This window comes from Amycolatopsis sp. CB00013, assembly GCF_001905755.1.
Taxonomy (GTDB): Bacteria; Actinomycetota; Actinomycetes; order Mycobacteriales; family Pseudonocardiaceae; genus Amycolatopsis; species Amycolatopsis japonica.
In genome coordinates this window covers 579,273-604,222 of the sequence record NZ_LIWC01000002.1, presented here as the reverse complement: position 1 = coordinate 604,222, position 24,950 = coordinate 579,273, and the positions used below count along the sequence as shown (strand labels likewise).

The following is a 24,950-nucleotide window of genomic DNA, read 5'->3' as shown; positions in this document are numbered from 1 at the left end:
GGTGAGCCCACCCGGACGGACGTGGACGCCGATGTCCGATGTGGGTCGCGCCCCCAGGCGGCCCAAGTCGGACATCCCCCGGCTCCGTGCCATCAGATCGGGACTGATGGCACGGAGCCTTTTTCGTCTCGTTGAGCGGCACGGGTCCGGTCCGTGAAGGCCTCCTTGAGGGACTCTGGGTCCCCCAAGGAGGCCTTCACGGACTTGCCAAGTACATGAAGGCCCCCTTCCTTGCGTCTAGGTACAGGAAGGGGGCCTTCATGTACTTCAGGCGAGCCCTGGCGCTGATCGCTCATGTCCTGAAGGCCTCCTTTGAGACGTTCAGCGTCCCAAAGGAGGCCTTCAGGACATGAGCGCACGCGCCAGCCCTGGGGAGTCCATAGTGGACAGAAGCCTCCGTGGGGCATTTGTCCGTATCGAGCGTCCGTGAAGGCCTCCTTCCCTACCCTCAAAGTAGGGAAGGAGGCCTTCACGACCTGCCGCGTTCTGGTTGGCGGGCTCTTCGCGCGGTAGGTTGGCTACTCCGGTAAGGGGAGAGATCGGAGGGAGGGGGGCTTGTCATGGCCGAAAGCGGTTCCCCTGCCCGCTTCCAACTCCTCGGTCCCGTGCGCCTCCTCGACGGCGATCGGCCCGTCCCCGTCGGCGGTCCCGGCGTCCGCGGGCTGCTCGCGCTGCTGGCGCTGAAGGTCAACAAGGTCGTCGCGCTCGACGAGATCATCGACGCGCTCTGGGGCCACGATCCGCCCGCCACCGCCCGCACGATCGTCCACGGCAACGTTTCGCATCTGCGCCGCGTGCTCCGGGGCATCCAGGGCGATCACCCGGACGGTGCCCAGATCCGCACCACGCCGCCCGGCTACCAGCTCACGGTCGAGCCGGAGCGGATCGACGTCCACCGCGCCCGGTCCCTGCTGGAGCGGGCTTCGACGGAAGAGCCGGAGAAGGCGTCCGAACTGCTCGCGGAGGCCCTCTCACTCTGGCAGGGGCCCGCGCTGGCAGGCGTGCCGAGTTCGGTTCGCGCTCCCGAGCTGGAGGATCTGCGGCTCGCCGTCCACGGCGCCAGGGTCGACGCGGATCTCGAACTCGGCAGGCACGCGGAACTGATCGTCGAGCTCAGCCCGCTGGTCCGGGCCGCGCCGCTCGCCGAGCGCACCGCCGGTCAGCTGATGCGCGCGCTGTATCACGCCGGACGCCGCGGCGACGCGCTCGAGCTCTATCGCACGGTCTCCCGGGCGACCCTGCGCACCCTCGGTGTCGAACCCGGCGCGGACCTGCGCTGGCTGCACGAACGCGTCCTCAACGACGACCTGCCGGTCAAGGTCGTCGCGGAGCCGAAGCCCGAGGCGGGGCCCGTCCAGCAGTTGCCGCCCGCGGTGCCGAATCTCGCCGGACGCGAGGCGGATCTGGCCTGGCTCGACGAACTCGCCGAGCGGGCCGAAGCGGGCGAGACCGCGGTCGGTGTGGTCACCGGCACCGCCGGGATCGGCAAGAGCAGCCTGGTGGTGTGGTGGGCGCATCGCGCGGCCCGCCGCTTCCCCGACGGCATCCTTTTCGCCGCGCTGCGCGGGTTCGACCCGCATCATCCGCCGTTGGAGCCCGCGGAGCTGCTCACCCAGTTCCTGCTCGGGCTCGGCGTCCCGGCCGAAGGCGTTCCGGAACAGGTCCACGAACGCGTCGCCCTCTACCGGTCGATGATCGCCGGCCGCCGGATGCTGGTCATCCTCGACAATGCCCGCTCAGCCGACCAGGTCCGGCCGTTGCTGCCACCAGGATCGCGGTCGATGACGCTGGTGACCAGCCGCTCCCGCCTCGACGGGCTCGCCGTCTCCAACGCCGCCAAACTGCGGGTGCTCGGCACGCTCGCGCCCGGCGACGCCGTCCGGTTGATCGAGGAGCTCGCCGGGCCCGCCGGCTACGACCTCAACCACGCGCTCGCCCGGCTGTGCGGCTATCTCCCGCTGGCGCTGCGGATCGCGGGAGCCCGGCTCGCCGCCAGCGCGCAGTGGTCCGCGCAGGATCTGGTCGACGAACTCGGCAACGAGCGGACCAGGCTGGCCGCGCTCGACGTCGAAGGGCCGGACGACGGGGTCCGCGCGGCGTTCGACGTCTCGTTCCGCGGTCTGCCCGCCGAGGTCGCGAACACGTTCCTGCGGCTCGGCGTCGTCCAATGCGTTTCGGCCGGTTCGCATCTGACGGCCGCGATCGGCGGGATCACCGTCGCCGAGGCACGGCGGCATCTGCGGGTGCTCGCCGCGCACAACCTGCTCGCCGAAACCGGCCGCGATTCCTTCGTGCCGCACGATCTCGTCCGGCTGTTCCTGCGCGAACTGGCGGAGAACGAACTCGACGAGGCCGACCGGGAGGACGTCCTGTCGCGGTCAGTGCGGTTCTATCAGGCCGTCGCCGACCGGGCCCGCCGCAAGATGCTGCGGATCGTCGACCCCCTCGATTTCACCGCTGTGCTGACCGACGCGCAGACGCCGCCGATCGGCACCTTCGACGAGGCGCAGGACTGGTTCACCGCGGAATGGGAGAACCTGCTCGAAGTCCTCGAAGCCGCCCGCGCCGCCGGACGGCACGACGACGTCTGGCGGCTGGCCAGGGTCGCGCACACCTATCGCGCGGTGTACCCGTTGCTGGACGAATGGACCCGGCTGGTCGGGATCGGGCTGGAGGCCGCCGAACGGTCCGGCGACGTCCTCGGCCAGTGCTGGATGCTGATCTCCCGGTGCGCCATCGCGCTCACCTTCGAACTGCCGCAGGGCTGCCTCGCCGACGCCGAACGCGCGCTGGAACTCGCGAGCGCGATCGGCGACGACCGCCTGATGGTCTCGGCGAACATCCACCTCGGCTCCGCGCTGACGCTGCTCGGCCGGTACGACGAGGCCATCGGGACGTTGCGGCGGGCGGTCGAGGAGACCGAGCGGACCGGAGACCTCGAACTGCGCGGGCAGGCGCTCAACAACTGCGCCGAGGCCGAAAAGCGGGCCGGGCGGTTCATCGAGGCGATCGGGCACCAGATCGCCTCGCTGGAGATCGACCGGACCCTCGGCGACGACAGCTACGTCGTCGTCTCGCTGAACAATCTCGCCGAACTGAGCATGCGGATCGGCGAACTCGCCGCGGCCGAACGGTACGTCTGGGAGGCCGTGGACCTGACGATCAGCAGGCGGTTCGTCCTGCAGGAGGGCGTACTGCGGCTGACCTTGGGCAGGGTGTTGCGGGCAGGGTCGGATGTGGACGGTGCCCGCGAGCAGTTCGCGCTCGCGCTGAAGATCCTCGCGGACGCCAATCCGAAGCTCGCGGGATTGGTCCGTGCGGAACTCACGGACCTCGGCGAGAGTCCGTGAGTGATCCTTAGCGGATTCTTAGTGGCCTCGCCGCGCACGCGCGTAGGGTCCGATTCAGCGTCGATCGAGCCCTAGGGGAGGGGCATGCGGTAGGAATCGGCGCTCGGGCGGGCCCTTCGCGGGCCCGTCTGAAGAGCCGCCAGGAGCGGCTCGTGGCGGTCCGGCCGGTGGAGGTGGGGGCGATACCGGCCGGCCGCCAGGCGGCACCACCGCGTTTCGTCCTCTGAATGCGGTACTTGCACACGCAAGAACCGCATTCAGAGGACGAAACGTGTGGGGTCAGCCGGTGCCGGCGGTGCACAGGGCGATGGTCTGCCCCTTGTTCTCCGCCACCTTCTGGCCGTTGACCAGGATGGTGCAGGCGATCTGGTTGCTGACCGACGAGTTCCGGGTGTCCGCGGTGACGGTGAGCAGGTAGTCGCCCGAGTTGAAGGACGCCGTGCCGCGCCATTCGTCGGTGCTCGCCGGGGTCGTCTCGGTCCGCTGGTCGTTGAGCGAGCCGAACCGGATGGTCGCGCCGCCCGAGGCGCTGACGACGAACTCGACGGTGTTCTTGTCCCCGGCGACGGCCGGGACGTGCAAGCCGGACTCGCCGGTGGCGAAGAAACTGGTGTAGACCAGTAACCCGCCGGCGGCCAGCAGGCCGGCGACGGAAAGCGCGAGCCCCGCGATCCCCATTCCCTTCTTGTCCGCTTCGCCCTTCTTGATTTTGGTCAAACCGATCACGGAAAGAATCATTCCGATCACGGCGAGCGGCCAAGCGGCGATCCCGGCGACCGGGACGAAGGCGACCCCGAGCGCTGCCAAGCCGACCAGGAAACCTGCGATGACCAGGCCGTTCTTGGGTTTGCGGTGCCGTGTTCCGTGCGCGGCGAACCCGGGGCCGTAGCGGGTGGCAGGCGGGTGCGGGAGAGGTGGATCGGTCGGCATACGTGCCCTTTCGGAGGCTTCCGTCCGAAGACGTTAACCCATCGTTCGGGGCAATGGCCGAAATTGTTACCTGCCGGAAAAAGTCATCATTCAACGATGATCAAGCGGTCATCGACATTTTCTGACGAGAATTGTGGCATCGCCGAATGTCGGAAACCCGATCACTGATCGAACAGACTGACTTCCGGGGTGATCTCCAGCAGTTCGTGCACCGGGCGGCCGCGGCGGCCGTCGATGGTCGTGGTGCGCACGACGCGCAACCGCGCGGTCACCGGCCGGTCCAGGTTCTCCTTGATCTCGTCGAGCAGATCCGGCGCCACCGCGCCCTGGATCGTGCCGCCCGATTCGCGTTCGAGATAGAAGATCCGGCGCCGGGTGCGGACCCCGTCCAGCCTGCCGCTGACCGTTTCGTAGCCGACGGCCTCGCGTGACTCGCGCAGGCTCCCGGACAGGATCCTCGCCTGCTCGGTGGTCATGCTGCGGGTCAATTCCTCGCCGGACGTCGGGGTCAGCGCCATCCCGACCCCCGCGTGTTTGCTGACCGCGTTGACGATGTCGCTGACCGCGTTGCGGACGGTGTCGCGCTGCAGCAGCACCGCGTCCAGCGCGCCGTCGTCGGAGCCGTTGGCCGGCAGGAAATCGCACAGTTCCTTGACCGCGCGTTCGGACAGCGACTCGATCCCGTCGTGGATCAGCGCGTCGTCGAGCGCCGGTTCGGGGAAGCCGAAGAAGATCGCGTTACCCGCCTGGCCGCGCTGGATCAGCGGGGCCTTTTCCCGGTCCGCGGGCTGGACGAAGGTCACCTCGCCCGACGGATTGCGGATGATGTGCCCGATCTTCGCCGTCGCGTCCTGCAACGCGCGGCTGATGTCGGAAAAGGTGTACGCGTCCAGATGCGATTCACCGATCACGGACACGCGAAGCAGCGGCGAGCGCGACGTCCGCTCGAACTTCGCGTACGCGGCCATCGCCGACGCGCGGGCGAGGTCGTCGAGCCAGGTGCCGCCGGGGATCTCGTCGGCGATACGCCGGAATTCGTTCCTCACCAGATCACTTCCGGAATTCCCCTGCCACCTGATGCCCACACTTCTTCCCAGATCTCCTCGTCGCCGGGGCGGCAGAGGAAACCGTCGAGCATGCCGCCGACGGGCTGGACCTGGTCGAGATACATCGCGGGCTGGCCGACGATGACCCCGCGCAACGTCAGCAGCCCGTACAGCGCCGAGCGGCCCGCGTCGTCGAGCCGTTTGAGCGCGCCCCACTCGTCCGGGAACAGCACCACGTCGAGCCCGCGCGGCGGATGCGGGGTCCTGGCGGTCAGCTCGCCGCCGATCCACGCGCGGCCGGTCGGCATGATCCGCCGGGCGACGCCCAGGTAGCTGTTCAGCGCGCTGAACAGGATTTCACGATCGTTCTGGTGTGGCGCGTCGAAGACCAGCCGCTCGTAGACATCGGCCAGATCGGCGGGATGGCGGCCAGGAGGCAGCAGGTTGTGCGGCGTCCAATAGGGGAGCGCCAATCGGAGCCTCCTTCGTGTGCCGGAGCTCCCGATCGAAGAAACGTACCCGGCGTCCCGCTCACAGTGCGTAGCCGAATTTACCAGGCGAGTGTCAGCCGCCCTGCCCCGGCCGGTGCTCGGGCGCCTGCCTGGCGGGCGGCCAGTCCTCGTCGCTCGGCCAGACCGGTTCGGGTTCGTGCCCGCCCTCGCCGTTGCGGGCGGCGGGTTCCGGCTGCTCCGGGTGGTAGGCCCGCACCGGTTCCGGGATCAGCTGACCCTCGCGGTGGCCTTCCGCCTCCTGGTCGTACGGCTCGTCGTCGTCCTGGATCCGCGCGGGCGGGAGGAACTGCGTCCGTTCGGTGGAAAGCAGTTCGGGCACGGGTTCGGGGTCCGGTTCGCGTTCGGCCGGGAAGCCGTGCACCGGCTCGTGGGTCACCGGTTCCGTGGCAGGCCGCTCACGTCGTTCGCCGCGCATCAGCAGCCAGGTGACACCGCAGCCGAGGGCGAACGAGATGAGCAGCCAGAGCCAGATCTGCCCGAAGAGCCAGAGCATCAGGCCATCACCTCTGTTCCGCCGTGATGTCGACGCGGCGGCCCTCGCCGCTCGCGCCGTCGGAGTTCTTGCGCTGAGGGGAGTACGCCTGGTCGCGTTTGACCCCGTTGCGCTCCAGCAGCCGCTCCACCGTGAGCGCCCGGTTCAGCGCGAGCTTCCGGTCCGAACCGGTCGCGACCGACCCGGTGATCCGGAACTTCAGGTCGCGGGGCGCGTCCGTGAGCAGCTTCGCGATCTCCAGCGCGCCGCGTTCGCCGTCCGGGGTGAGGTCGGTGGTGTCCGGTTCGAAGGTGATCGGCGTGGCCGCGAGCAGGCGGTCGATCTCGGCCTGGAACTCCGCCTTGTCCACCGGCTTGGTCGAAGTCGGCGTGGGACTGGGCGAGGGGCTCGGCGGAGCGGGCGGGGCCGGCGGCTCGCCGCTGGTCGTCACCGGGCCCGCGGGCGGTGCGGTGTCGCCGGAGATCTCGACCGTCCGGACCCCGTCGATCCGCTGGATGGCGTCGATGGCCTGCGCGGCCTTGTCCGGCGGGAATCCGGCGAGGCTCGCGTCGCGGCCGGAGAAGCTCACTTGACCGCCGGAGACGCCGACGTCGGCGAGCGCGGCCTTCGCGCGCGCGGCCAGCTCGGCCTCGATGTCGTCCGAGGCCGTCCAGACGGTGATCGCCGTCAAGGCGAGCGTGACCAGCAGCGCTGTAGGCAGCAAGCGGCTCCAGCGTGTACCGGGCATGAAGGGACTGTAAGCCGCACTCGGCGTGGGTGCATCGGACGAACAGGACATGACCCGTTCGGGTGATGTGAACCGAAGGGGCCCTTCACCGCATCAGATCATGCGGTGAAGGGCCCCTTCGAGGCGTCGGAACGCGGTTCAGCTCGCGTGGTGGTGGATCTCCCGCAGATCCTTGGCGGGCAGGGTGACGGTCGCCGACTCGATCTGCTCCAGCGGGAGCAGCGGCGCGAGCGCGGGGCGCTTCGGGGACAGGCCGTCGCCCATGGACTCGCCCTTGAGCTGACGCCGGATCCACGGCAGCAGATGCGCCTTCGTCCATTCGAGGTCCGAACGGCGCGACGTGATCCAGGTACTCGGCTGCTCGGACGCCGGCCACGGCTCACGCCAGTCGTCGGCGACCGGGACGCCGAGGACCTCGGCCGCGCGCAGCGCGATCCGCCGGTGGGCCTCGGGGGTGAAGTGCAGCCGGTCGTCGCTCCAGGCGCGGCGGTCGTGCAGCGGGGCCATCGCCCACATGTCGACCATCTTGGCGCCGTGCCGGTCGGCGATCGCCCACAGATGCGCGTTGTAGATGCCGACCTTCCCCCGCAGGACGTGCATCACGGACAGGTACTTGGTGTCCGGCCCGTTGAAGATGAGCACCGGGATCCCGGCCTCGCGCAGCTTGGCGACCCCCGCCTCCAGCCGCGCGGCGACGGCGTCCACGTCCGCGCCGGGCACGATGATGTCGTTGCCGCCCGCGCACAGGGTGACCAGGTCGGGCTTCACTTCGAGGGCGATCGGGAGCTGCTCTTCGAGGATCTCGTCGAGCATCTTCCCGCGGAGGGCGAGGTTCGCGTACTGGAAATCGCGCCTGCCTTCGGCGAGGATCTCCGCCAGCCTGTCCGCCCAGCCCCTGAAGGTGCCGTCGGGCAAGTCGTCGTTGAGTCCTTCGGTGAAGCTGTCACCGATCGCCACATAGCTGTCGAATCCGTACACGTTGGGTCCCCTTCCGTCCGTGTGCCCCCGGTTGGTACTTGTACACCACAACTAACAGCTGAGAGCGCCCCTGCAATCCCACCTGACCGAAACCCGTGGTTCAGCCCGTTGACACAGTCTCTTATTTTGTCGGACGTCCATGCATCTCTTTTAGTGGGATGTACACTCCTGGGCTGCGAAGATTCCCCTCAAGCGGGCGTAAACCGGACACGGTATGTGGCGAACGTCTCCCCGCCCGGGTGTTCGGGCTCATAGATCCGGCAGGCTGTAAGGGTGACCTCACGACCCCCGCGCGAGTCGCTCGCCCAGATCCTCGGCGGGCGGCGTGGCGCCATCGACGCGAGCATCCCGCCCGCGGCCTTCGTCCTGGGCTGGTTGATCGCCGGTCAGTCGATCGCCTGGGGCTCCGGAGTGGCGATCGGGGTGGCGGTGCTGCTCGGCGGGTACCGGGTCGCACGGGGCGACAAGGCCCGCGCGGTCGTGGTGAGCCTCGCCGCGGTGATCGCCGCCGCGCTGATCGCGCTGCACACCGGGCGCGCCGAAGACTTCTTCCTCATCCAGCTGCTGTCCAATGTGGCCAGCGCGCTGCTGTGGGCGGCCAGCATCGTGGTGCGGTGGCCGCTGCTGGGCGTCGTGGTCGGGCTCGTCATCGGGCAGAAGACCCGCTGGCGCCGCGATCCCGCGCTGCTGCGCGCGTATTCACGGGCCAGCTGGGTCTGGGTGTTCCTGCAATACACGCTGCGGGTCGCCGTGTACGGCTCGCTGTGGTGGAGCGGGCAGGTGGTCGCGCTCGGTATCGCGCGGACGGTGCTGTCCTGGCCGCTGGTCGCGGTGACGGTCGCCGTGAGCGGCTGGGTGCTGTACCGCACGCTGCCGCCGGATCATCCCGGTCTGCGGGTGGTGGAGGAAAACGAAGATCCCTCGGATTCCGAGCCCGGTGGGCTGCCCAGGACATAAGGCGGCCCCCGGCGAGGGGGGAGGGTCCGGGGGCCGGGTCCTACGGTACCCGGAGTTCGGCCCCGGAGTCGATGGTTTGGTCTTTTCGGGCTTGTTTCGGGTGTTTTTTCACCGATGCGCCGGTCGCGGCGCCCCTTCCCCATAGGCGTCGACGGCGGCGAGCCACGCGGCCCCGAGTACCCCATCGGTGCTGGTCAGGACTTCGAGACCGGCGAGTTCGGCGCGGACCTTCGTCCCGACCGGGCCCTCCGGCGACAGCACTCCGCCCACCAGGACGATCGGCGTCCTCTCCCCGGGATCCCGCGCGGTCATGACGTTCGTCACCAGCAGGGCGGCCGCGCGGGTGGTGATCTCGTCCGCCGCCGGGTCGCCTTCGTGGTAGGCCTCGCTGACGAACGGGGCGAACCTGGCGAGCCGGATCGGCGCTTCGGCGTTGGCGCTCGTGACGAGCGCGCGCCAGAGCGGGGACCGGTCGCTCCCCGGGTCCACTGCGGACGGTCCGAGCGCTTCGGTGAGCACGGCACGCGCGAGCGGACCGGGTTCGCCGCCGCGGCCGAGAACATCCAAAGTGGAACGAACGGCTTCACGGCCGAGCCAGTACGCCGAACCTTCGTCACCGAGCAACCAGCCGTAGCCGCCGACGGTGGAAACCATGCGCCTGCCACGGATCCGGCCGGCGATCGACCCGGTTCCCGCGACGAGAACCGAACCGTCGGGCGAAGAGGTCGCCGAGGCGTAGGCGACCTCCGGGTCGGGAACCGTCCGCACCGGACCGATCCCCGCGTCCTTCCAAGCGGCTTCGAAGATCTCCGCGATCGACGGATCGCTCAGTTTGCTGACCCCCGCCATGCCGACGACGCACGCCGCCGTCGCGGCCGGGTCGAGCCCGCCCAGCGCGCCGGTGATCGCGCTCGCGATCCGCGACGCGGCCGTGTGCGGTGGATGGGAGTTGGGGTTCGCCCCGTCCGCGCGCCCGGTGCCGAGGACGGCGCCGGAGGCGTCGACGGCGATCGCTCGCGTCGACGTGCCTCCGGCGTCCACACCTACGACGTGACTCACCGGGTCTTGGTCACCTTGAGCAGCCCGCGGGGGCTGTCCGGGTCACCGCCGCGCGCCAGCGAAAGGCCGAGCGCGATCCGCTGGATGGGCAGGATCTCCAGGATCGGGGCGACCTCCTCGGCGGACGGCGCGACGCCGATCCGCAGCGCCGCGGGGACGTCGGCCGAAGCCGAACCGACCGCGAGCACGTCCGCGCCGCGTTTGCCGACGGCCTCGAGGACCTCCTGCATCGCGCCCACACCGTGGCCCTGGCTCGTCACGGCCAGTACGGCGGTCTCGCCGTCGACCGCGGCGACCGGACCGTGCAACAGGTCCGCGCCGCTGTACGCGCGGGCGGCGAGGTAGCTGGTTTCCGCCAGCTTCAAGGAACCTTCCAGCGCCGAGGCGTAGGAGTAGCCGCGGCCGGTGGTGAGCACCCGGTCGACGAAGCGGTAGCGGTCCACCGCGCGCTGCACGCCTTCGACGGAACCGTCGAGGGTCTGCTGTGCGAGCTCGCCCAGCTTCTCCGCGTCTTCGCCCTTGCCGCCGCGGACCGCGTCGATCAGAAGGTAAAGCGACAGCAAGGTGGCCGAGTAGGTCTTGGTGGCGGCCACGGCCTTTTCCAGCCCCGCGCCGATGTCGACGCCGAGTTCGGCGGCGGCGCGCAGCGGCGATTCCGGGGTGTTGGTGACCGAGACGGTCAGCGCTCCCTGGCGACGCGCGGTTTCGGTGACCTCGATGAGATCCGGAGAACCACCGCTTTGGCTTACTGTGATGAAGAGAACGTCCCGCAGATCGGGACGGGCGCCGTACAAAGTCGCGGTGGAGGGCGAAACGAGACCGCAGGGGAGACCGAGGAGTACTTCGATCAGGTACTTCGCATACAGGGCGGCGTGGTCGCTGGAGCCCCGGGCGGCGAGCAGTGCGAACCTGGGCGGGCGCTTGGAGATGGCTTCGGCCACCTCGGCGATTTCGGCCTGTCGCTCCACGATTCCTGCCAGAATGGCGGGTTGCTGGGAGATCTCCGCGGCCATGTGCTCGCCGGGGCGCTGTTCGGTCATCTCGTTCCCTTCCACCGGGACGTACTTCGTCCCCCGAGTAGGTCTAGACCAATGCTAGCCCGAATGGACGTTTGTGGAGAAGGGTACGTTTCCTAGCGGGGACGGTGCGCGTTCGAGTGGGAAGGCTTAGGGAGTCGGTCATGTTGGAGACAACCACCGCGAGTGAGGCGGGCGCTACGGCAGGGATGCGCGGACAGCGCGAACCCAAGTACTGGGCGCTGAAACAGCATCTGCTCGATCTGCTCGACGCGTTGCCCCCGGGCTCGCCGATTCCGACGGAACGGGCACTGGCGGGGGAATTCACCGTTTCGCGCACCACGGTCCGGCAGGCGCTCGCCGACCTCACCGCCGAGGGCAGGCTTCACCGCGTGCAGGGCAAGGGCACCTTCGCCGCCGAACCGAAACTCGCGCAGCGCCTGCAGTTGTCGTCCTACACCGAGGACATGCGCAAGCAGGGTCTCAAGCCTTCCTCCAAGCTCCTGGAGATCGACGAACTGCCTGTCGAAGCCGATCTGGCGAAACTGCTCGGAATCCGGGTGGGCGCGAAGATTCTTCGCCTTCGCCGTCTCCGGCTCGCCGATTCGCAGCCGATGGCGCTGGAGACCACGCATCTCCCGCTCGGCCGGTTCCGCGGTTTGCGCAAACACGTTTCCGCAGGTGGCTCCCTGTACGCCGTGTTGAGGGAGCACTACGGCGTCGAGCTCGAAAGGGCCGAGGAAACGATCGAGACCGCCCTCGCCGGACCGCACGAAGCGGAGATGCTCGGCGCCGACGTCGGAATGCCGATGTTGCTCCTTTCGAGGCATTCCTTCGCCACCGACGGAAAACCGGTCGAGTTCGCCAGGGCGATCTACCGGGGTGACCGTTACAAATTCGTCACCACGCTGCTTCCTTGAGCGCGCGCTGACGGAAACGTTTCGCAGGGCGCGGGCGCCCTACAAAACGTTTCCGTGGCCTTCGGCCGAAAGAGGGCGCGCGCTGTGCGGACTCCTCGTCGCGCTGGCGCGCTTCGAGGAGTCGATCTCCCGGTTCCGTTGTTTGGTTCTTATTTGCCTGACGTGTCAGGCGATTTGGGTAGCCCGGTGGCGGGTTGCGTGATTCAGTCGTCCCATGACTGACACGGCGGCGGGAATCCGATGGGGGACGCCAGTGGCGCGCGGCGTACTCGCCACGACCATCGTCGGCTCAGGTATGGCGATGCTCGACGGGACGATCATCAACGTCGCGCTCCCGCGGATCGGCGAAGAACTCGAAGCGTCCGTCGCGGGCCTTCAATGGATCCTCGACGGCTACCTGCTCGCGCTCGCCGCGCTGATCCTCGTCGCCGGATCACTCGGGGACCGCTACGGCCGCCGTCGCATGTTCCTCGTCGGCGTCGTCTGGTTCGGCGTCGCCTCCGGGCTGTGCGCCGCCGCGACGACGACCGAGATGCTCGTCGCGACCCGGATCCTCCAAGGGATCGGGGGAGCTTTGCTCACGCCCGGCTCCCTCGCGATCCTCCAAGCGTCCTTCGCCCACGACGACCGGGCCCGCGCGATCGGCGCCTGGTCCGGGCTCGGCGGTATCGCGGCGGCGATCGGCCCGCTGCTCGGCGGCGTCCTCGTACAGGTGTGGTCGTGGCGGCTGGCGTTCCTGATCAACCTGCCGCTGGCCGCCGTCTGCGTCCTGCTCGCCCGGCGCTACGTGCCCGAGTCCCGCGACGAGGAGGCGACCGGGCATCCCGACTTCCTCGCCGCCGCCGTCGGCGCGATCGGTCTCGCCGGTCTCACCGGCGCGCTCGTGGAGGCGCCCGGACGCGGTATCGGTGACGTCGTCGTCCTGGTGGCGATCGTGCTCGGCGTCGTCGGTCTGGTGGCGTTCCTGGTGATCCAGCATCGCTCCACCGATCCGCTGGTGCCGCCGAAACTGTTCCGCGACCGGACGTTCAGCCTCGCCAACGCGCTGACCTTCGTCGTCTACGCGGCGCTCGGCGGCGTGATGATGCTGATGGTCATGCAGCTTCAGGTGTCGCTGGGCTATTCGCCGACCGCGGCCGGGCTCGCCGGGCTGCCGATCACCGTCATCATGCTGCTGTTCTCCGGCCGGTCGGGCGCGCTCGCGCAGAAGATCGGGCCGCGTACGCAACTGGTCGTCGGCCCGATCCTGGTCGGCGTGGGCATGCTCCTGCTGATGCGTGTCGGGCCGGGATCTTCGTACCTGGGGTCGGTGCTGCCCGCCGTCGTCGTGTTCGGCGCCGGGCTGGCGACGGTCGTCGCGCCGGTGACCGCGACGGTGCTGGCCGCCGCGCCGGACCGGTACGCCGGCGTCGCCTCCGGGGTCAACAACGCCATCGCCCGGTCCGGTGGTCTGCTCGCGATCGCCGTCCTGCCCGCCGTCGCCGGACTTTCCGGCGCCGCGTACACCGATCCGGTCGCGCTGACCGCGGGCTGGCGGACGGCGTTGCTGGTGTGCGCGGCGCTGGCGATCGGCGGCGGCCTGATCGCCCTCGGCATCCACAACGGTGTCCTCGACACCCCTTCGGCCGAGGACACCGACGAGTCACCGCATCCGGGCGAATGTCTCCATTGCGGGGTCGACTCGCCCCCGACACACGTCCGCCCCGGCGGTCACGCGTGATCAGACGGACGACACGCGTGATTGGACGGACGTCGCGAGTGTTGTCCGCCTAATCACGCGTGTCGTCCATCTGGACACGCGTGTCGTCCTAAGCGAGGAGGTCGGCGAGGGTCGCGGGGTCCAGGTTGCCGCCCGAAACGACCGAAACGACCTTGCCCGGCGGCAGCGCTTCGCGGTGGGAGAGGAACGCGGCGGTCGCGGTGGCCCCGCTCGGCTCGGCGACCAGCCGCGCGCGGTGCGCCAGCGTCCGGACGGCGTCCCGGATCTCCTCCTCCGAAACGGTGATGACGTCGTCGAGCACCGACTGGAGGTGCGCGAAGGTCAGGTCCGAGGGCTGGGCGCGGAGACCGTCGGCACTGGTCCGCGCCCGCAGGTCCATCGGCCACTCGATACGCCTGCCCGCGCGCAGGCCCTCGGCGGTGTCGGCCGCCAGCTCCGGCTCGACGCCGATGACCTTCGCGTCCGGCAGCAGCGCCTTTATCGCCGTGCCGACGCCCGAGGCCAGCCCGCCGCCGCTCAGCGGGACGAGGACGACGCCGGCGTCCGGCAGGTCTTCGGCGATCTCCAGGCCGACGGTGCCCTGTCCGGCGATGACGTCACGGTGGTCGAACGGCGGGATCATGGTGAGCCCCCGTTCCTCGGCGACGGCGAGCGCGGAGGACTCCTGGGCGTCGATCGGGACCTCGATGACTTCGGCGCCGAGCGCCTTGGTGGCTTCGACCTTGGCGCGCGGGGCGACGTCCGGAATGAGGATCACCGCGGGAATCCCGAATCGCTTCGCCGAGTAGGCGACCGCTTGCGCGTGGTTGCCACTGGAAAACGCGACGACGCCGCGAGCGCGTTGATCTTCGGTCAGCGCGGCGATCGCGTTGTAGGCCCCGCGCACCTTGAAAGCGCCGATCGGCTGAAGGCTTTCCGGTTTGAGCCACAACGGCGCCCACCCTTGTGTCAGCAGGGGTGTGCGCACCGCGACGCCTTTGACACGGCTCGCCGCGTCACGGATTTCCTCGATCGATACCAGATCCATACGTCCGATTATGTCAAGGAGTTGTGAACCGTGGACAGTCCTTTTTGGACAGATGGCGTGGCGCTCCTCACGTGCGGACAACGAAGGGAGCATCCCGTGCGCCTTATTCGTTAGGACGGGTGAGGACCGACTAGCAGCAGAACGGGATCATGACCAAGGAGACCTCGGAGAAGACCGAAAAGACGGAAAAGCAGGGCCGGATCATCCAGGTGACGGCGGCGGCGATGGCCGCGATCACCGCGGCACTGCTGGGTTCCACGCTCGGCGTGGCCGGAACGGTCGCGGGCGCCGGGCTGGCGAGTGTGATCACGACACTCGGCGGCGAGCTGTACCTGCGTTCGCTTCAGCGGACGAAGGACGCGGCGTTGAAGGCGCGAGTGGTGCTGACCGTGCCGGGGCGGCGCCGGGTGCTCGACCCGGGCGAAGAAGAGACCGTCCGGTTGAAACCGTCCGAGGCCGAAGAGGAACCCACAGGCCGGAAGTTCAAGCCACGCTGGGCGGTGATCGCCGGGGTCAGCGTGGTGGCGTTCGCGGTGGCGCTCGTCGCGATCACCGGCTTCGAGGGCGCGACCGGGAAGACCTTCGGCGGCGGGACCGGGACGACCATAGGGAAGATCATCGGCGGCGGACAGGCGCAGGAGCCGCAGGACAAGCACGACACCCCGCCGGCGACGTCCCCTTCGGAAACGAAGGACGACCAGCCCGAGACGACGCCGACGAACACTCCGCCCCCTTCGACGGCACCCACCACTACGCAGGCGCCCCCGACGACGCCGACAGCGCCGTCCACCACGCCTTCGACCTCCCAGGCACCGCCGACGACGCCGTCGGCCCCTCCCGCCTCGAACACCCCCGTGCCCTGACCCTCTCCCGCATTTCGTCCTCTGAATGCGGTAGTTCATATCGCCGACTACCGCATCCAGAGGACGAAATGCATGGGGTCAGGGGAGGGCGGAGCGAAGCGTGCGAGCGGCCGCTTCGGGGTCTTCGGCCTCGGTGATCGCCCGGACGACGACTATCCGCGAGGCCCCCGCGGCCAGTACCTCGGGCAGGCGCTCGGTGTCGATCCCGCCGATCGCGAACCACGGCCGCGTCGTCCCGGACGCGGCCGTCGAGCGCACCAGGTCGAGTCCCGGCGCGGACCGGCCCGGTTTCGTCGGGGTCGGCCAGCACGGGCCGGTGCAGAAGTAGTCGACGCCGGGCTCCCCGGCGGCGGCCGCGGCCTGTTCGGCCGAATGGGTGGACCGGCCGATCACCACGTCGTCCCCCAGCACGCGGCGCGCCAGCGACACCGGGATGTCGTCCTGGCCGAGGTGCAGGACGTGCGCGCCGACGGCGAGCGCGACGTCCGCCCGGTCGTTCACCGCGAGCAGCTTGTCGTGCTTCTCGCATGCCTCGGCCAGCACTTCGAGGGCGGCGATCTCGTGTTTCGCCTCGATCGGGGCACCGCCGGTCTTGTCCCGCAGCTGGATGATGTCGACCCCGCCGGCCAGCGCCGCGTCGGCGAATTCGGCGAGATCGCCGCGGCCGCGGCGGGCGTCGGTGCAGAGGTACAGGCGGGCGTCCGCGAGCCGGGCGCGGATCGGCGAACCAGACAGGGTGGGCATGGCGGCGACGGTACTCGCGCGCTACGGTGTGGTGGTCCGCACGGGAGCCCGAGGACGGGCTGAGAGGGAGCCGAGACCGCTCCGACCGTGGAACCTGATCCGGGTCATGCCGGCGCAGGGAGCGTGATCGCAGATGAAGGAACTTTCGGTTGTCGGCGGCGGGGTCATCGGCCTCTCGGTCGCTTGGCGCGCGTCCGCGCGCGGTCGTCGCGTCACCGTGTACGACCCGGATCCGGGACGAGGCGCGTCGTGGCTCGCGGGCGGCATGCTCGCGCCGGTCACCGAGGCCTGGCCCGGCGAGGAGGACGTGCTCACCCTCGGTGAGGCGTCGCTGCGCCGCTGGCCGGATTTCGCCCGTGACCTGGCCGAAGAGGGCGTCGATCCGGGCCTTTCCCCGCACGGCACGCTCGTCGTCGCGCTGGACAGCGCCGACGCGGGCAACCTCGAAATGCTCGCCGCGTACCTCACCGAACTCGGCCGCGAGGTGGAGCAGCTGACCGGGCGCGAAGCCCGCCGCGCCGAGCCCGGTCTCGCCGGAACAGTCCGAAGTGGACTCCTGGTACCCGGGGATCTGGCCGTGGACAACAGAAAGCTACTGCACGCGCTCAAACACGCGTGCGACGCGCACGGCGTCGAGTTCCGCCACGAGACGGTCACCGGGCTCGAAGACCTCGAAGGCGACGTCGTCCTCGCCGCGGGCGCCTGGACCGGACGCCTGCACCCCGCGCTCGACGGCGCCGTCCGCCCGCTGAAGGGTGAGATCCTGCGCCTGCGGCCGCGACGAGGCTGCCTGCCGCCGCCGAAGCGGACGGTCCGCGCGATGGTCGAGGGCCGCCCGATCTACCTCGTCCCGCGCGACGACGGGCAGCTCGTACTCGGCGCGACCCAGTACGAGGCCGGTTTCGACGAGACCGTCACCGTCCGAGGCGTCCGTGAGCTGCTCGAAGGCGCGGAGCGCGTCTTCCCGGGCCTGACCGAATACGAACTCGTGGAGACGGCTGCCGGGCTTCGCGCGGCGAGCGTCGACACGATGCCTTTCATCGGTGAGCTGGGCGAAGGCGTCTTCGCCGCGACAGGTCACCATCGCAACGGTCTCCTGATGGCCCCGGTCACCGCGGACGCCGCGGTCGCCTGGCTGGACGGACGGCCGTTGCCGGACGAGGTCGCGGCGGCCACGCCGTCGCGGCGAAGCGAGGAGCGGGTGTGATGGAGATCCAGGTCAACGGCCAGTGGCGCGAATTCCCCGACGGGACCACCGTCGAGGGTGTGCTGGAGGCGCTGGGCACGGCGACGCGGGGGGTCGCGGTCGCGGTGGACGGCGTGGTCGTCCGGCGGGGCGACTGGCCGGAATCGGTGGTGCGCAAGGGCGCCAGCGTCGACATCCTCACCGCTGTGCAAGGAGGCTGACATGAACGGTGACGAACTCGTCATCGGCGAGCACAAACTCTCGTCGCGGCTGATCATCGGCACCGGCGGCGCGGGCAACCTCGCCGTGCTGGAACGCGCGCTGGTGGCGTCCGGGACGGAACTGACCACCGTCGCCATGCGCAAGGCCGACGCCGAAGGCGGCTCCGGTGTCCTCGAACTGCTTCGGCGGCTCGGTATCCGCCTGCTGCCCAACACCGCAGGCTGCCGTACGGCCGCCGAAGCGGTCCTCACCGCGCAGCTCGCCCGCGAAGCGCTCGAAACCGACCTCATCAAGCTGGAGGTCCACGCCGACGACCGCACGCTGCTGCCCGACCCGTTCGAGACCCTCGAAGCGGCCGAACAGCTCGCCGCGGACGGTTTCACCGTGCTCGCGTACACCAACGACGACCCGGTGCTGGCGCTGCGGCTGGAGGAGGCGGGCTGTGCGGCGGTGATGCCGCTCGGCGCGCCCATCGGCACCGGTCTCGGCATCCGGAACCCGCACAACATCGAGCTGATCGTGTCGCGCGCCGGGGTCCCGGTGATCCTCGACGCCGGGATCGGCACGGCTTCCGACGCGACGCTGGCGATGGAGCTCGGCTGCGACGCCGTCCTGCTCTCCACCGCCGTGACCAGGGCCGCGGATCCGGAACGGATGGCATCGGCGATGCGGGCCGCCGTCACCGCCGGGCGGCTGGCCGCCGGCGCGGGGCGGATCCCGCAGCGGTTCTGGGCGCACGCTTCGAGCCCTCCCCGGTAACCCTTTTGTACGGTTCACGGCCTTCACGGCGAATACGCCCCCGGAGCCCGTATGGTTGACGGCACTTTCCGGAGGCATACCCGCCGCCGTGTACCCAGAGGAGCCAGTGGTGACCACGTCAACGGTCCAGGACGTTTCGGGCAGGTTGTTCCTGGCCGTGGGCAGGCTGTCCCGGTCACTGCGGCAGGCGGGCGTGCCCGGACCAGGCCACGGTGCGATCTCCGCGCTCGCGACGCTCGTGCATCACGGACAGCTCCGTCTGGGGGATCTCGCGGCGAAGGAAGGCGTCGCCGCGGCCACCATGTCGAGGATCGTCGCTTCGCTGGTCGAAGCGGGCTACGTCAGCCGTGAATCGGACCCGATCGACAGGCGCGCCTGGCTCGCGGAGGCCACCGAAGAGGGCGAGAGGCTGGTTTCCGGCGTCCGGTCGACGCGGGTGAACGAACTCGGCAAACGCCTCGAACGGCTGACTCCGGAGCACCAGGCGGCGCTCGCGGCGGCTCTCCCGGCGCTCGAAGCGCTTATTGCCGACGAAGAGCGCTGACCTCGGCGCGAAGAGCGCGAAGCTCGTCGAGGATCTCCTTGTTCGCCTGAGCCTGGGTTTCGGCCTGCTTCGCCTCTTCCTCGCGGATGTCCTGGCGAAGCTCGTCCTCCATCCCGCTGACCACCACGGCGATGAAGAGGTTCAGCACCGCGAAGCTGGACACGAGGATGTAGACCACGAAGAACACCCAGGCCATGGGTGCTTCCTTCATGATCTCCTTCGCGATGTCCGGCCACGCCTCGCCCGTCATCACCTGGAACAGCGTGAACAGCGAAGTGCCGAGGTCGCCGAAGTTCTCCGGTGAGATCGCGCCGAACAGTTTCGTCGCCATCACGCCCGCGACGAAGATGATCAGCGCGAGGAGCGCGGCGATCGAAGCCATGCCGGGGATCGACGCGAGCAGGCCGGTGACGACCTTCCGCATCGACGGCACGACCGAGATCAGCCGCAGCACCCGCAGGACCCGCAACGCCCGCAGCACCGCGAACGGGCCGGTCGTGGGGATCACCGCGATGCCGACGACGAGCAGGTCGAAGATGTTCCACGGGTCGCGGAAGAACTTCGCGCGGTAGGCGTAGAGCTTCGCGCCGAGTTCGAGGACGAAGATCCCGAGTGCGACGTAGTCGACCGTGTGCAGCAGCGTCCCGTACTCGGCGACCATTCTGGTCGAGGTCTCCAGGCCGAGGGTGACGGCGTTGAAGACGATCACCGCGATGATGAAGTTCTGGAAGCGGCGGTCTTCGACGACCCTGGCCACCGTTTCGCGTCCCGTCACGGCGCAGATGGTAACCGTCCGTGTGCTCAGTGCTCCGGCGCAAGCCGCCAAAACGCCGAAACCGGACCGACCTTCGCCCCCATCGGGTAGGCGTTTTCGACCGCGTGTGAGACGAACCACTTGCCGTAGCGGGCGGCCTCGACGACGGACATCCCCTTCGCGAGACCGGCCGTCAGCGCCGACGCCATCGTGTCCCCGGCGCCGTGCGTGTGCTGCGTCGCGTACCGCTCACCCGGCAGCTCGACGAACGTGGAGCCGTCGAAGAGCACGTCGACGCATTCCGGGTCCGCCACGAGGTGGCCGCTCTTCACGAGCACGTACTTCGGCCCGAGCCGGTGCAGGACGACGGCCGCCTGGTGCATCTGCTCGCGGGTGGTCACGGTCATCCCGGTCAGCAGGCGGACCTCGTCGAGGTTCGGCGTGAGGACGGTCGCGCGCGGCAGGAGCTCGTCGCGCAGCGCCACCAGCCCGGCCTCGTCGAACAGCGGATGCCCGTGCATCGAGGCCGCGACCGGGTCGACCACGAACGGCACCTTGCTGTCGCGGCCGATCTCGGCCTTGTCGCAGGCCGCGGCGACGGCGTGGATGATCTCGGCCGAGGCGAGCATGCCGGTCTTGGCCGCGTTGACGCCCATGTCGGCCGCGACCGCCTCGATCTGCCCGGCGACGATATGCGCCGGGATGTCGGTGCGGTCGTGCACGCCGAGGGTGTTCTGGACGGTCACGGCGGTGACCGCGACCAGACCGTGCACCCCGCAGGTGAGGAACGTGCGCAGGTCGGCCTGCAGGCCGGCGGCGCCGCCGGAGTCGGACCCCGCGATGGTCAGCGCCGACGGCGGGCTCGGGTTCTCGCTCATGGGTCCATTTTCCATGCGCGATCTCAGACGGTCGGAACGAGCTTCCGTCGGCTGACGTCCTCCGCGAAGGCACGCGGACTTCATCGGGAAGTCGGTTCGGCGCACTAACTTGACGAACAATTGGTTCGAACGAGTTACCGGAGGCTTTCGTGCGCAGAACGCTTTCCCTCCTCGCGGTCTTGGTGGCCGTCGCCGGGCTGACGTCCGGTGTCGCCGTCGCCGCGGCCAAAACGCCCAAGGTGCTGGTCATCGGCCTGGACGGCGCCCGGTTCGACAAGCTGATGGCCGCCGACACCCCGAACGTCCACGCGCTGGCGAACCGCGGGTACGTGTCGCGCAGTTCGTTGTACGGCAGCGGGATGGCGCCGACGGTCAGCGGCCCCGGCTGGTCCACGATCCTCACCGGTGTCTGGCCGGACAAGCACAAGGTGAAGGACAATTCCTTCGCCGGCAACGATCTCGCCTCGCATCCGAGCTGGCTCGCGCGCGCCGAAACCGCGAACCCCGCGCTCGACACCTACGCGGCGGTCGACTGGACTCCGATCGGTGACCGGATCCTGCGCACCGGCCAGGACCGCAAGTTCGTCCTGAACGGCGACAGCGCTGGCTACGAGAAGACCGATGAGCAGGTCGCCGTCGACGCGGAGAAGCATCTCAAGCAGGACAAGGCCGACGCATCGTTCGTCTACTTCGGACAGACGGACATCGCCGGCCACGAGCACGGCGCGGACTCCTCGCAGTACGAAGCCAGTCTTCGCACCGACGACGCGTTGATCGGACGCCTGCTCGCCGCCGTCGACGCCCGCGCGAACCGCGCCGGCGAGGACTGGCTGATCATGATCTCCGCCGACCACGGCCACACGGCTTCCGGCGGACACGGCGGCGACAGCCCCGAGGAGCGGATGACCTTCGTGATCGCCGCGGGCGGTGCGGTTCCGGCCGGAACCCCCGCCGTGGCACCGAAGATCGTCGACATCGCACCGACGGTGCTGCGGCATCTGGGTATCGCGGTTCCGACGGTCTACGACGGCTACCCGCTCGGCGCCGCGCCTTCGGACGTCTTCGACACCGCCGTTCTGAAGCCCCGGCAGGACGAAACCGGTCTCCCGGCCGGAGTGCTCGGCTGGACGCACGACGCACCCGGCGGCTGGAGCGTGCGCAACGCGTCCGGAATGCCCGCCGGCGTGACGGAATGGCAGGGCTGGGCCTTCACGACCGACGACTTCTGGACCCGCGCCGCTCCCGGACAGCAGCGTGAGGCGAACGCGCGGGCACGTGGCGTGTTCGCGGTCGCTGACCCGGACGAGTGGGACGACAAGGGCGCGCCCTCCTCACGCGGAACCTTCGACTCTTCCCTGGTGTCGCCTTCGCTCGACGTCTCTGGAAGGTCCACTGTGGACGTCGCGTTCGTCTCGCACTACCGGCAGGAGAGAACGCAGCGGGGCGCGCTGACGGCGTCGTTCGACGGTGGTCCTGAGCAGAACGTGCTGGCCTACGGGCCGGAGTCCGGGACGGCGAACAAGGGCGGTGACGTGCTTTCGGTGCCGACGTCGGCTTCGGTGAAGGTGCCCGCGGGGGCGCGTTCGGTGAAGCTGACCTGGCGGCTCTACGCGGCGGGGAACGACTGGTACTGGGCTGTGGACGCTCCTCGCCTCACCACTCGCTAACGCGTGCAATGAAAGGACCTTTCCTTGCAAATTTTGCAAGGAAAGGTCCTTTCATTGCACGCGTCAGGGGCTGGAGAGCCGCCAGAAGGGTGAAACGGGACCGACCCCGGCCCCCAGCGGATACGACTCCGCGACGCACCGCTCGATGAACCGTTTCCCCTCGGCGACGGCGGTCGGGACGTCGGCCCCTTTCGCCAGCGAGGACGTGATCGCCGAAGCCATCGTGTCCCCGCCGCCGTGGGTGTTGCGGGTGTCGAAACGCGGACCGCTCAGCTCGACCCAGGATTCGCCGTCGGACAACAGGTCCACGCAGTCCTGGGCGGCGTCGAGATGCCCGCCCTTCACCAGCACCCACTCGGAACCGAATTCCAGCAACGCTTCCGCCGCCTCCCGCTGGGTCGCGGGCCCGGTGACGTCGACGCCGGTCAGCAGCCGCACCTCGTCCAGGTTCGGCGTGATCAGCGTGGCGCGCGGGAAGAGTTCGGTGCGGATCGCCTCCAGCGCCTCCTCGCGCAGCAACGCGTGCCCCGTCATCGAAGCGGCGACGGGGTCCACGACGAACGGCGTACCCGTCGAGCGTCCGATGTGGACCTCGTCGAGCGTCTTCGCGACGGCGTTGATGATCTCGGCCGTCGCGAGCATCCCGGTCTTCGCCGCGTCGACTCCCATGTCCGTGGCGACGGCCTTGATCTGGCCGGTGACGACGTCGACCGGGATCTCGCTGAACCCCTGCACCCCCAGCGAGTTCTGCACGGTGACCGCGGTCAGCGCGACCATCCCGTGCACGCCGTTGGCGAAGAAGGTGCGCAGATCGGCCTGGATGCCCGCACCACCACCGGAATCCGATCCGGCGATGGTGAGGGCCGTCCTGGGCGTGGCTGTCACGGATTGACCACCGGCAGGTACACCTTGTTGCCCTGCTCGGCGAACTCGGTCGACTTCTCCGACATGCCGGCCTCGATGGCCTCCACAGTGGACAGTCCGTGTTCCTCGGCGTACTTGCGGACGTCCTGCGTGATGCGCATCGAGCAGAACTTCGGTCCGCACATCGAGCAGAAGTGCGCCGTCTTCGCCGGTTCCGCGGGCAGCGTCTCGTCGTGGTACGAGCGCGCGGTGTCCGGGTCCAGCGACAGGTTGAACTGGTCGTTCCAGCGGAATTCGAAGCGGGCCTTGGACAGCTCGTCGTCCCACTCCTGCGCGTACTGGTGGCCCTTGGCGAGGTCGGCGGCGTGCGCGGCGATCTTGTAGGTGATGACGCCGGTCTTCACGTCGTCGCGGTTCGGCAGGCCGAGGTGCTCCTTCGGCGTGACGTAGCAGAGCATCGCCGTGCCGTACCAGCCGATCTGCGCCGCGCCGATGGCCGAGGTGATGTGGTCGTACGCCGGCGCGATGTCGGTCGCGAGCGGGCCGAGGGTGTAGAACGGCGCCTCGCCGGTCAGCTTCTCCTCGAGTTCGACGTTCTCCTTGATCTTGTGCATCGGCACGTGGCCGGGGCCCTCGATCATCACCTGGACGTCGTGCTCGCGGGCGATGTGCGTGAGCTCGCCCAGCGTCTCCAGTTCGGCGAACTGCGCGCGGTCGTTCGCGTCGGCGATCGAGCCCGGCCGCAGGCCGTCACCGAGGGAGAAGGTGACGTCGTACTCGCGCAGGATCTCGCAGAGCTCGGCGAAATTGGTGTACAGGAACGATTCCTTGTGGTGCGCGAGGCACCACGCCGCCATGATCGAGCCGCCGCGCGAGACGATGCCGGTGACCCGGCGCGCGGTCAGCGGGATGTAGCGCAGCAGCACGCCCGCGTGCACGGTGACGTAGTCGACGCCCTGCTCGCACTGCTCGATGATCGTGTCGCGGTAGACCTCCCACGACAGCTTTTCGGGCTCTCCGTTGACCTTTTCCAGCGCCTGGTAGATCGGCACGGTGCCGACCGGGACGGGCGAGTTGCGGATGATCCACTCGCGCGTCTCGTGGATCCGCTTGCCGGTGGAGAGGTCCATGATCGTGTCGGCGCCCCAGCGGGTCGCCCACACCATCTTGTCGACCTCCTCCTCCACGGAGGACCAGACGGCCGAGTTGCCCATGTTGGCGTTGATCTTCACAAGGAAGTTCTTGCCGATGATCATCGGCTCGGTCTCCGGGTGCTTGCGGTTGGCGGGGATCACCGCGCGGCCGCGCGCGACCTCGTCCCGCACGAATTCCGGCGAGCAGCGCTCGCGTGCCGCGATGTACTCCATCTCGCGGGTGATGACGCCCTGTTTGGCCCAGCCGAGCTGGGTGTTGTGCTCACGACCGTCGGCCCAGCCGGCGCGCAGGCGATGGAGTCCACTGTGGACATCGATCTGCGCGTCGTCGTCGGTGTACGGGCCGGAAGTGTCGTAAACGTCGAAATGCTCGCCGTTCGAAAGATCGATCCGCCTCGCGGGGACCCGGAGCCCGGATTCCGTCTGGTGATAGACCTTCCGGGAACCGGTGATCGGACCGGTGGTCACGGTCGGCTTGATGCCCTGGGCATTCTCAAGCGTCGTCAACGACGTTCACTCCCTACGCCGGCATTACCCGGTCAGGTTCATGCGGTCGGCGGCGCCGGGTCCTCTAGAAAGA

The 24,950-nt window shown here is 69.3% G+C and carries 24 protein-coding genes and 1 riboswitch; of the genes, 10 read left to right on the top strand and 14 right to left on the bottom strand.

The genetic code is table 11. From position 1 onward, the window contains the following. The first annotated feature begins 560 nt into the window (after window positions 1–560). The gene (locus AMK34_RS12840) at window positions 561–3,350 is read left to right on the top strand and encodes an AfsR/SARP family transcriptional regulator (RefSeq protein ID WP_073845397.1); all 2,790 of its coding nucleotides are present in this window, start codon (window positions 561–563) and stop codon (window positions 3,348–3,350) included. A gap of 279 nt (window positions 3,351–3,629) precedes the next feature. Here the strand turns inward: AMK34_RS12840 and AMK34_RS12835 are convergent, their stop codons facing one another. The 6 genes from AMK34_RS12835 to AMK34_RS12810 all read right to left on the bottom strand — a co-directional run bounded on the left by AMK34_RS12835 (window position 3,630) and on the right by AMK34_RS12810 (window position 8,036). Further along, window positions 3,630–4,280 carry a hypothetical protein gene (locus AMK34_RS12835; protein WP_038507776.1) on the bottom strand — a complete coding sequence of 217 codons (651 nt, stop codon included), beginning with the start codon at window positions 4,278–4,280 and terminating at the stop codon, window positions 3,630–3,632. A 161-nt stretch (window positions 4,281–4,441) separates the two neighbouring features. After that, complete coding sequence (locus AMK34_RS12830; RefSeq protein WP_038507777.1) at window positions 4,442–5,326, bottom strand: hypothetical protein; 885 nt, start codon at window positions 5,324–5,326, stop codon at window positions 4,442–4,444. Next, on the bottom strand, window positions 5,323–5,799 hold the full coding sequence (locus tag AMK34_RS12825) for a DUF6932 family protein (protein ID WP_038507778.1): 477 nt from the start codon (window positions 5,797–5,799) through the stop codon (window positions 5,323–5,325). The genes AMK34_RS12830 and AMK34_RS12825 overlap by 4 nt, the downstream gene beginning before the upstream one ends. A 91-nt stretch (window positions 5,800–5,890) precedes the next feature. Then, window positions 5,891–6,331, bottom strand: coding sequence for a hypothetical protein (locus tag AMK34_RS12820; protein ID WP_073845395.1), 441 nt, complete (start codon window positions 6,329–6,331; stop codon window positions 5,891–5,893). 7 nt (window positions 6,332–6,338) lie between these two features. Continuing rightward, window positions 6,339–7,058, bottom strand: coding sequence for a cell envelope biogenesis protein OmpA (locus AMK34_RS12815; protein WP_241832757.1), 720 nt, complete (start codon window positions 7,056–7,058; stop codon window positions 6,339–6,341). A gap of 138 nt (window positions 7,059–7,196) precedes the next feature. Next, entirely contained in the window at window positions 7,197–8,036 is an 840-nt protein-coding gene (locus AMK34_RS12810; protein WP_038507781.1) for an SGNH/GDSL hydrolase family protein, read from the bottom strand. Window positions 8,037–8,309: 273 nt separating this feature from the next. Between AMK34_RS12810 and AMK34_RS12805 the strand changes: the two genes are divergently transcribed. Continuing rightward, entirely contained in the window at window positions 8,310–8,993 is a 684-nt protein-coding gene (locus tag AMK34_RS12805; RefSeq protein ID WP_038507782.1) for a DUF3159 domain-containing protein, read from the top strand. A gap of 108 nt (window positions 8,994–9,101) precedes the next feature. On the opposite strand, the gene AMK34_RS12800 is transcribed toward AMK34_RS12805, so the two are convergent. Both AMK34_RS12800 and AMK34_RS12795 read right to left on the bottom strand, forming a co-directional pair. After that, window positions 9,102–10,052, bottom strand: coding sequence for an N-acetylglucosamine kinase (locus AMK34_RS12800; RefSeq protein ID WP_073845391.1), 951 nt, complete (start codon window positions 10,050–10,052; stop codon window positions 9,102–9,104). Beyond that, window positions 10,049–11,092 carry an SIS domain-containing protein gene (locus AMK34_RS12795; protein WP_037336305.1) on the bottom strand — a complete coding sequence of 348 codons (1,044 nt, stop codon included), beginning with the start codon at window positions 11,090–11,092 and terminating at the stop codon, window positions 10,049–10,051. Before AMK34_RS12795 ends, AMK34_RS12800 begins: the two co-directional genes overlap by 4 nt. Before the next feature lie 140 nt (window positions 11,093–11,232). Here AMK34_RS12795 and AMK34_RS12790 point away from each other — a divergent pair, with 140 nt between their 5' ends. After that, complete coding sequence (locus AMK34_RS12790; protein ID WP_005160527.1) at window positions 11,233–11,988, top strand: GntR family transcriptional regulator; 756 nt, start codon at window positions 11,233–11,235, stop codon at window positions 11,986–11,988. A gap of 214 nt (window positions 11,989–12,202) precedes the next feature. Next, complete coding sequence (locus AMK34_RS12785) at window positions 12,203–13,708, top strand: MFS transporter (protein ID WP_073845389.1); 1,506 nt, start codon at window positions 12,203–12,205, stop codon at window positions 13,706–13,708. A gap of 88 nt (window positions 13,709–13,796) precedes the next feature. Here AMK34_RS12785 and AMK34_RS12780 read toward each other — a convergent pair whose 3' ends face one another. Next, window positions 13,797–14,735: a threonine ammonia-lyase gene (locus tag AMK34_RS12780; protein WP_073845387.1), complete on the bottom strand. Its 939-nt coding sequence runs from the start codon at window positions 14,733–14,735 to the stop codon at window positions 13,797–13,799. Between the two features lie 149 nt (window positions 14,736–14,884). Between AMK34_RS12780 and AMK34_RS12775 the strand changes: the two genes are divergently transcribed. Further along, window positions 14,885–15,598: a hypothetical protein gene (locus AMK34_RS12775; protein ID WP_073845385.1), complete on the top strand. Its 714-nt coding sequence runs from the start codon at window positions 14,885–14,887 to the stop codon at window positions 15,596–15,598. Between the two features lie 78 nt (window positions 15,599–15,676). Here AMK34_RS12775 and thiE read toward each other — a convergent pair whose 3' ends face one another. Further along, on the bottom strand, window positions 15,677–16,342 hold the full coding sequence (gene thiE / locus AMK34_RS12770; protein WP_038507790.1) for a thiamine phosphate synthase: 666 nt from the start codon (window positions 16,340–16,342) through the stop codon (window positions 15,677–15,679). A gap of 30 nt (window positions 16,343–16,372) precedes the next feature. After that, a riboswitch (TPP riboswitch) is annotated at window positions 16,373–16,480 on the top strand. Between thiE and thiO the strand changes: the two genes are divergently transcribed. The 4 genes from thiO to AMK34_RS12750 all read left to right on the top strand — a co-directional run bounded on the left by thiO (window position 16,476) and on the right by AMK34_RS12750 (window position 19,053). Further along, a complete protein-coding gene (gene thiO / locus AMK34_RS12765; protein ID WP_073845383.1) occupies window positions 16,476–17,549 on the top strand; it encodes a glycine oxidase ThiO in 1,074 nt (357 codons plus the stop codon). (Overlaps the previous riboswitch by 5 nt.) Beyond that, window positions 17,549–17,749 (top strand): sulfur carrier protein ThiS, encoded by a 201-nt coding sequence (gene thiS, locus AMK34_RS12760; protein ID WP_016337629.1) that lies wholly within the window; start codon window positions 17,549–17,551, stop codon window positions 17,747–17,749. The genes thiO and thiS overlap by 1 nt, the downstream gene beginning before the upstream one ends. 1 nt (window position 17,750) lies before the next feature. Further along, a complete protein-coding gene (locus tag AMK34_RS12755; protein ID WP_016337628.1) occupies window positions 17,751–18,509 on the top strand; it encodes a thiazole synthase in 759 nt (252 codons plus the stop codon). 109 nt (window positions 18,510–18,618) lie between these two features. Beyond that, the gene (locus AMK34_RS12750) at window positions 18,619–19,053 is read left to right on the top strand and encodes a MarR family winged helix-turn-helix transcriptional regulator (protein ID WP_037335529.1); all 435 of its coding nucleotides are present in this window, start codon (window positions 18,619–18,621) and stop codon (window positions 19,051–19,053) included. Here AMK34_RS12750 and AMK34_RS12745 read toward each other — a convergent pair. Further along, window positions 19,031–19,828, bottom strand: a complete 798-nt coding sequence (locus AMK34_RS12745) for an ion transporter (protein ID WP_038507795.1) — start codon at window positions 19,826–19,828, stop codon at window positions 19,031–19,033. The two genes, AMK34_RS12750 and AMK34_RS12745, sit on opposite strands and share 23 nt — an antisense overlap. Before the next feature lie 26 nt (window positions 19,829–19,854). Then, window positions 19,855–20,685 (bottom strand): bifunctional hydroxymethylpyrimidine kinase/phosphomethylpyrimidine kinase, encoded by an 831-nt coding sequence (gene thiD, locus AMK34_RS12740; protein ID WP_038507796.1) that lies wholly within the window; start codon window positions 20,683–20,685, stop codon window positions 19,855–19,857. A 149-nt stretch (window positions 20,686–20,834) separates the two neighbouring features. On the opposite strand from thiD (AMK34_RS12740), the gene AMK34_RS12735 reads away from it, so the two are divergent. Beyond that, window positions 20,835–22,352: an alkaline phosphatase family protein gene (locus tag AMK34_RS12735; protein WP_073845381.1), complete on the top strand. Its 1,518-nt coding sequence runs from the start codon at window positions 20,835–20,837 to the stop codon at window positions 22,350–22,352. A 63-nt stretch (window positions 22,353–22,415) separates the two neighbouring features. On the opposite strand, the gene thiD (AMK34_RS12730) is transcribed toward AMK34_RS12735, so the two are convergent. Both thiD (AMK34_RS12730) and thiC read right to left on the bottom strand, forming a co-directional pair. Continuing rightward, window positions 22,416–23,237, bottom strand: coding sequence for a bifunctional hydroxymethylpyrimidine kinase/phosphomethylpyrimidine kinase (thiD, locus tag AMK34_RS12730; protein WP_038507800.1), 822 nt, complete (start codon window positions 23,235–23,237; stop codon window positions 22,416–22,418). Further along, complete coding sequence (gene thiC, locus AMK34_RS12725) at window positions 23,234–24,877, bottom strand: phosphomethylpyrimidine synthase ThiC (RefSeq protein WP_016337620.1); 1,644 nt, start codon at window positions 24,875–24,877, stop codon at window positions 23,234–23,236. Before thiC ends, thiD (AMK34_RS12730) begins: the two co-directional genes overlap by 4 nt. Window positions 24,878–24,950 lie beyond the last annotated feature (73 nt).

Excerpts from the sequence above, each read along its gene's own strand:
- AMK34_RS12795 (WP_037336305.1), bottom strand. The coding sequence starts at position 11,092 with ATGACCGAACAGCGCCCCGGCGAGCACATGGCCGCGGAGATCTCCCAG.
- thiO (WP_073845383.1), top strand. The coding sequence starts at position 16,476 with ATGAAGGAACTTTCGGTTGTCGGCGGCGGGGTCATCGGCCTCTCGGTC.
- thiE (WP_038507790.1), bottom strand. The coding sequence starts at position 16,342 with ATGCCCACCCTGTCTGGTTCGCCGATCCGCGCCCGGCTCGCGGACGCC.
- AMK34_RS12785 (WP_073845389.1), top strand. The coding sequence starts at position 12,203 with ATGACTGACACGGCGGCGGGAATCCGATGGGGGACGCCAGTGGCGCGC.
- AMK34_RS12820 (WP_073845395.1), bottom strand. The coding sequence starts at position 6,331 with ATGCTCTGGCTCTTCGGGCAGATCTGGCTCTGGCTGCTCATCTCGTTC.
- AMK34_RS12835 (WP_038507776.1), bottom strand. The coding sequence starts at position 4,280 with ATGCCGACCGATCCACCTCTCCCGCACCCGCCTGCCACCCGCTACGGC.
- thiS (WP_016337629.1), top strand. The coding sequence starts at position 17,549 with ATGGAGATCCAGGTCAACGGCCAGTGGCGCGAATTCCCCGACGGGACC.
- AMK34_RS12840 (WP_073845397.1), top strand. The coding sequence starts at position 561 with ATGGCCGAAAGCGGTTCCCCTGCCCGCTTCCAACTCCTCGGTCCCGTG.
- AMK34_RS12790 (WP_005160527.1), top strand. The coding sequence starts at position 11,233 with ATGTTGGAGACAACCACCGCGAGTGAGGCGGGCGCTACGGCAGGGATG.
- AMK34_RS12755 (WP_016337628.1), top strand. The coding sequence starts at position 17,751 with ATGAACGGTGACGAACTCGTCATCGGCGAGCACAAACTCTCGTCGCGG.
- AMK34_RS12815 (WP_241832757.1), bottom strand. The coding sequence starts at position 7,058 with ATGCCCGGTACACGCTGGAGCCGCTTGCTGCCTACAGCGCTGCTGGTC.
- AMK34_RS12775 (WP_073845385.1), top strand. The coding sequence starts at position 14,885 with ATGACCAAGGAGACCTCGGAGAAGACCGAAAAGACGGAAAAGCAGGGC.
- thiD (WP_038507796.1), bottom strand. The coding sequence starts at position 20,685 with ATGAGCGAGAACCCGAGCCCGCCGTCGGCGCTGACCATCGCGGGGTCC.
- AMK34_RS12780 (WP_073845387.1), bottom strand. The coding sequence starts at position 14,735 with ATGGATCTGGTATCGATCGAGGAAATCCGTGACGCGGCGAGCCGTGTC.